Below are 6,691 nucleotides of genomic sequence, written 5' to 3' on the forward strand. Positions count from 1 at the left end.
GGCACGGGCACGATGGCGTCGATCGACCTGTCCGCCGACGCGGTGACCGCCCGTCTCGCGGCCTTCCCGGGTGTGGGCGTGGCCGCCGTGAACGGCCCGTCCACCGTGGTGGTGTCCGGTCCGCCGCAGCCCGTCGCCGACCTTGTCGAAGCCTGCCAGGCCGACGGCGTCCGCGCCCGGCTGATCCCGGTGGACTACGCGTCCCACTCTGTGGCGGTGCAGGACGTGGCCGAGCAGTTGCGTGCTGACCTGGCCGACATCACCCCCCGCCAGGGTGACGTCCGGCTGGTGTCGACGTTGACCGGGGACTGGGTGGACCCGGGGTCGATGACGGCGGGCTACTGGTACGACAACCTGCGGCAGACCGTGCGGTTCGATGCTGCCGTCCGCGTCGCGGTCGCCGCCGGCCACACGACGTTCGTGGAGATCAGCCCGCACCCGGTGCTGACCATGCCCGTCACCGCCATCCTCGACGACGCCGGAGCGAGCGGCCACACCCTCGGCAGCCTGCGCCGGGGCGACGACGACCCGACCCGGCTGCTGACCAACCTCGCCACCGCCCACGTCATCGGCCTGCCCGTCGACCTCACCAGGGTCCTCGCCCGGACCGACACCGTCGACCTGCCCACCTACGCCTTCGACCGGGGCCGCTTCTGGCCGACCGCGACGACCGCGCGGGGCGGCGCCGACGAGACCCCGACCGGCGTCGACTCCGCGTTCTGGGCGGCCGTCGAGAGCGAGGACCTGGCCGCGCTCGCGGAACTCACCGCGCAGAGCGCGACGGAGTCCCTGGAACGGCTGGGGGCCGCCCTGCCGGTGCTCGCCTCCTGGCGGCGGCAGCAGCGGGAACGGTCCACCCTGGACGACTGGCGGTACCGCAGCGTCTGGCAGCCGTACACCGGGACGCCGGTCAGCTTCCTGCCCGGCGCGTGGTGGGTCGTCGCGGACGAGCGGCACCCGGAGGAGGGCGACGCGGCGGTCGTCGAGCTGGCCCGCCGGGGCGCCGACGCCCGGCTGGTGCTGCTGCCCGAGAACGCGACCGACCGGGTCACCCTGGCCGCGCACCTGACCGCCGCGACGCGCGCGGCCGACGGCGGACCCGCCCCGGTGGACGGCGTGCTGTCGCTGCTCGCCCTCGCCGACGGGGCGGTGGACGACACCCAGCCGGTGCCGCCGTTCCTCGCCCGGTCCCTGGCGCTCGTCCAGGCCCTCGGCGACCTCGACGTCGCCGCGCCGCTGTGGTGCGTCACCCGGGGCGCCGCCACCACCCGGGGCGGGGCGCCCGGCCGACCGGAGCAGTCGCTGCTCTGGGGCCTCGGCCGGGTCGTGGCCCTGGAACAGCCGCAGCGGTGGGGCGGTCTCGTCGACGTACCGGCCACCCTGGACGACCACGGCTGGGACCTGCTCTGCGCAGCGCTCGCCGGCCTCGACGGCGAGGACCAGCTCGCCGTCGACGGCACCACCGTCCTGGTGCGCCGGCTGGTACGGGCGCCCGGCGGCGACACCGCCACCGACGAGACCGGCCACCCGGGCACCACGCTCGTCACCGGCGGCACCGGCGCGCTCGGCGCGGAGGTGGCCCGCTGGCTCGCCGGCCGCGGCGCCGAGCACCTGCTGCTGGTGAGCCGCCGGGGAACGGAAGCCCCGGGCGCCACCGAACTGGTCCGGGAACTGACCGACGCCGGCAGCCGGGTGACCGTCGCGGCCTGCGACGTGGCCGACCGGGCGGCGCTGGCCAAGCTGCTCGACGAGGTACCCGCCGACGCGCCGCTGACCAGCGTGGTGCACGCGGCCGGGGTGCTCGACGACGGCGTCCTCGACGGCCTCACCGCCGACCGGCTCGCCACCGTCCTGCGGCCCAAGGTGCTGGGGGCGCTGCACCTGCACGAGCTGACCGTCGGGCGGGAACTGCGCGCGTTCGTGCTGTTCTCGGCGATGGCCGGGCAGCTCGGCGCCGCCGGGCAGGGCAGCTACGCCGCCGCCAACGCCTATCTCGACGCCCTCGCCGAGCAGCGGCACCGGCAGGGCCTGCCGGCCACCTCGGTCGCCTGGGGCCCCTGGGCGGCCGGCGGGATGGCCGCCGCCGACCAGGCGGTGGAGGAGCGCCGCCGGCGTACGGGCGTGGCCCGCCTCGACACCGAGCCCGCCCTCGCCGCGCTGGCGCGGTGCGTCGCGGCCGGCGAACCGGCGACGCTGGTGGCCGCCATCGACTGGGCCCGGTACGTGCCCGGGTTCGTCGCCGTCCGGCCCAGCGCCCTCATCGAGGGCGTGGCCGAGGCGCGCCGGGCCGCCGCCGAGCGGGCCGACGAGGGCGGCGTCTCGGCGGAGTCCCTGGCCGCGCTCCTCGCCGGGCAGACCGACGCCGAGCGCCGCAAGACCCTGCTGGAGCTGGTACGCGGGCAGGCCGCCGCGGTGCTCGGGCACGCCTCTACGGACGCCGTGGAGCCCGACCGGGCGTTCCGGGAACTCGGCTTCGACTCGCTGACCGCCGTGGAGCTGCGCAACCGGCTCACCGCCGCGACCGGCGTCCGGCTGCCCGCCACGGTGGTCTTCGACTATCCGACGGCCGCCGGGCTGGCCGACCACGTACGGGCCGCGATCGTCGACGGCGGGGTGGTCGGCGTCGCGCCGGTCTTCGGCGAGCTGGACAGGTTGGAAGCGGCGCTCTCCGGCTCGGCGCCGGACCGCAGCGCCCGGATTCGGATCACCGAGCGGCTGCGGGCGCTGCTGGCCTCCCTCAACGAGGCCGACGCGCCGGCGGACGGCGACACCGTCGCCGAGAAGCTCCAGGACGCGACGCCGGACGAGGTCTTCGACTTCATCGACCGCGAGCTGGGGATGTCCTGACGTGATCGCTGCTGCGACGACGGGTCAACACAAGGAGTGCGCGGTCCATGGCTGACGAGGCGAAGCTTCTCGACTACCTCAAGCGGGTCACCGCCGACCTGCACCAGGTGCGCCAGCGCCTGCGCGAGGTGGAGGCCGGTGAACAGGAACCGGTCGCCATCGTCTCCATGAGCTGCCGCTTCCCGGGCGGCGTGCGCTCGCCCGAGGACCTGTGGGAGGTGGTCGCGTCCGGCCGGGACGTGGTCACCGACTTCCCGACCGACCGGGGCTGGGACCTCGGGTCGCCGCACGACAGCGACCCGGAGCAGGCCGGCACGTCGTACGCCCGGCAGGGTGGCTTCGTCCACGACCTGGCCGACTTCGACCCGGGCTTCTTCGCGATCTCCCCCCGCGAGGCCCTGGCGATGGACCCGCAGCAGCGCTGGCTGCTGGAGACCTCGTGGGAGGTCCTGGAACGGGCCGGCATCGACCCGCACTCGCTGCGCGGCAGCCGCACCGGCGTCTTCGCCGGCAGCACCGGGCAGGACTACGGCACCGTGCTGATGGGCGCCGCGCAGGGCCTGGAGGGGCACCTGATGACCGGCAACGCCGGCAGCGTCGTCTCCGGCCGCATCGCCTACACCTTCGGCCTGGAGGGGCCGGCGGTCACCATCGACACCGCCTGCTCGTCGTCCCTGGTCGCCCTGCACCTCGCCGGGCAGGCGCTGCGGCAGCGGGAGTGCACCCTGGCGATCGTCGCCGGGGTCACCGCCATGTGCACCCCGGCCGCCTTCGTCGAGTTCTCCCGGCAGGGCGGCCTCGCCGCCGACGGCCGCTGCAAGGCGTTCGCCGCCGCCGCCGACGGCACCGGCTGGTCCGAGGGCGTCGGCGTCCTGCTGCTGGAGCGGTTGTCGGACGCGCAGCGCAACGGCCACCCGATCCTCGCCGTGGTGCGGGGCAGCGCGGTGAACCAGGACGGCGCCTCCAACGGCCTGAGCGCCCCGAACGGGCCCTCGCAGCAGCGGGTCATCCAGCAGGCCCTCGCCAACGCCGGCCTCGCCGCGGGCGGCGTGGACGTGGTGGAGGCGCACGGTACGGGCACCCGGCTCGGCGACCCGATCGAGGCGCAGGCGCTGCTCGCCACGTACGGGCAGGACCGGGGGGACTCGGCGCCGCTGCTGCTGGGGTCGGTGAAGTCGAACATCGGCCACGCCCAGGCCGCCGCCGGGGTGGCCGGCGTGATCAAGATGGTCATGGCGATGCGGCACGGCGTCGTGCCGCCGACCCTGCACGTCGACGAGCCCACCCCCGAGGTCGACTGGGCGGCCGGCGAGGTCTCGCTGGTGACCGAGGCGACGCCCTGGCCGGCGGTGGACCGGCCGCGCCGCTCGGCGGTCTCGTCGTTCGGCGTGTCCGGCACCAACGCGCACACCATCCTGGAGCAGGCCCCGGCGCCGCAGCCCGCGCCGGTCGCCGCGCCGACCGCCGAGCGACCGGCCGTGCCGATGCCGGTGTCGGCCCGGGACGCGGCCGGCCTCGCCGCGCAGGCGGGCCGCTGGGCGGCCAGGATCGCCGCCGACGAGACCCTGCGGCCCCTGGACGTGGCGTTCTCGGCGGTCACCTCCCGCTCCACCCTGGACCACCGGGCCGTGGTCTGCGCGACCGGCCGCGACGACCTGCTGGCCGGGCTGCGCGCCCTCGCCGCCGGGGAGCCGTCGGGCGCGGTCGTCGCCGGCCGGGCCGGCGGCCGGGGCACGCTGGCGGTGCTCTTCTCCGGCCAGGGCGCGCAGCGCGCCGGCATGGGCCGGGAGCTGTACGCGCAGTTCCCCGTCTTCGCCGCCGCGCTCGACGAGGTGTGCGGGCACCTGGACGCGCTGCTGCCGCGCCCGCTGCGGGACGTGCTGTTCGCTCCCGAGGGTTCCGCCGAGGCCGACCTGCTGGACCGGACCGCGTTCACCCAGGCCGGCCTGTTCGCCGTCGAGGTGGCGCTGTTCCGCCTCGTGGAGTCCTTCGGGATCACACCGGACCTCGTGGGCGGCCACTCGATCGGCGAGGTCACGGCCGCCCACGTGGCCGGGGTGCTGTCCCTGGCCGACGCGGCGGCGCTGGTGGCGGCGCGGGGCCGGCTGATGCAGGCGCTGCCGGCCGGCGGCGGGATGCTCGCCGTCGCGGCCGCCGAGGCCGACGTCCTCGCCACGCTGGACGGGCTCGCCGGCCGGGTGGGCATCGCGGCCGTGAACGGGCCGACCTCGGTGGTCGTCTCCGGCGCCGTCGACGCGCTCGACGAGGTGGAACGGCTCTGGCGGGACCGGGGCGTGCGCACCCGCCGGCTCACGGTCAGCCACGCGTTCCACAGCCCGCTCATGGAGCCGATGCTCGACGAGTTCCGGGCCGTCCTGGCCGGGCTGACCTTCGCCGCGCCGACGCTGCCGGTCGTGTCGAACGTGACCGGTGCCCTCGCCGACGCCGACGAGATCCGCACCGCCGACTACTGGGTGCGCCACGTGCGGCAGGCCGTCCGCTACGCCGACGGGGTCACCGCGCTGCGCGCCGCCGGCGCGGACACGTTCCTGGAGGTCGGGCCGCAGAGCGTACTGACCGCGATGGCGGCGGACATCCTGCCCGGCGACGACGGCGTGCTGGCCGTCGCCGTGCAGCGCAAGGACCGGCCCGCCGTGCACGGGCTGCTGGCCGGGCTGGCCGAGCTGCACGCGCACGGGGTCGCCGTCGACTGGACGCAGTGGTTCGCCGACACGGGCGCGCGGCGGGTGGACCTGCCCACGTACGCCTTCCAGCACCAGCGCTACTGGCCGGAGGCGGGCGCCGGGTGGACCGGGGACGTCACCGCCGTCGGCCTGCGCCCCGCGCGGCACCCCCTGCTCGGCGCCGCCGTCGGCGTGGCGCACGCCGAGGGCTTCCTGTTCACCGGGCGCCTCGCCCGGCGTACCCACCCGTGGATCTCCGACCACGTCGTCTTCGACACCGTGCTGCTGCCCGGCACCGGCTTCGTGGAACTCGCCCTCCAGGCCGGCGCGCACGTCGGCGCGGACCACGTCCGCGAACTTACCCTGGAGTCGCCGCTGATCCTGCCCGGGAGCGGCGGCGTCGACATCCAGCTCTGGATCGGCCCGGCCGACGAGACCGGCTGCCGGTCCGTGTCGCTGCACTCCGCCCCCGACGGCGACCCCGCCGACGACGCGGGGGAGCGGGCCTGGACCCGCAACGCCAGCGGCGTGCTGGCCGGCGGCCCGGCCGGACCGGGCGGGCCCGCCGGCTGGTCCGACCTGACCACCTGGCCGCCCCCGGGTGCGACCGAGGTCGCCACCGACGACCTCTACCTGAACCTCGCCGCCCAGGGCTACGACTACGGCCCCTCCTTCGTCGCGCTCCGCTCCGCCTGGCGGCGCGGCGACGACCTCTTCGCCGAGTTGGCCCTGCCGGAGACCCCCGCCGCCGAGGCCGGCGGGTACGGCCTGCACCCGGCCCTGCTCGACGCGGCGCTGCACACCCTCGGGCTGACCACCCCGGGCGACGCGCCGTCCGGGGCCGGCATGCCCCCGGGGTACGGCCGGCTGCCGTTCTCCTGGAACGACGTCGCCCTGCACGCCGCCGGCGCGGCGGCGGCCCGGGTCCGGGTCTCGCACACCGGCGCCGACACCATCTCGCTGCTGCTCGCCGACGTCACCGGCGCGCCGATCATCTCCGTCGGCTCCCTCGTCCTGCGGCCCGTCTCCGCCGACCAGCTCCGCACCGCCGGGGGCGGCGGCACCGAGTCGCTGTTCCGGATCGAGTGGGCCCCGCTCGCCCCGGCCACCGGCCCGTCCACCGCCGACTGGGCGGTGATCGGCGACGCGGCGGCCCTCAC

2 protein-coding genes are annotated in these 6,691 nt (G+C 76.7%); both read left to right on the plus strand.

All coding sequences use genetic code 11. The annotated features are described in order from the left end of the window. On the plus strand, positions 1 to 2,847 hold a 2,847-nt coding region (locus ACWENR_RS28825; RefSeq protein ID WP_452280101.1), incomplete at its 5' end, for an SDR family NAD(P)-dependent oxidoreductase. 47 nt (positions 2,848 to 2,894) lie between these two features. Then, positions 2,895 to 6,691: type I polyketide synthase (locus tag ACWENR_RS28830; protein ID WP_452280102.1), on the plus strand; the 3,797-nt coding region annotated here is incomplete at its 3' end.

The sequence above is a fragment of the Micromonospora sp. NPDC004336 genome (assembly GCF_053602615.1).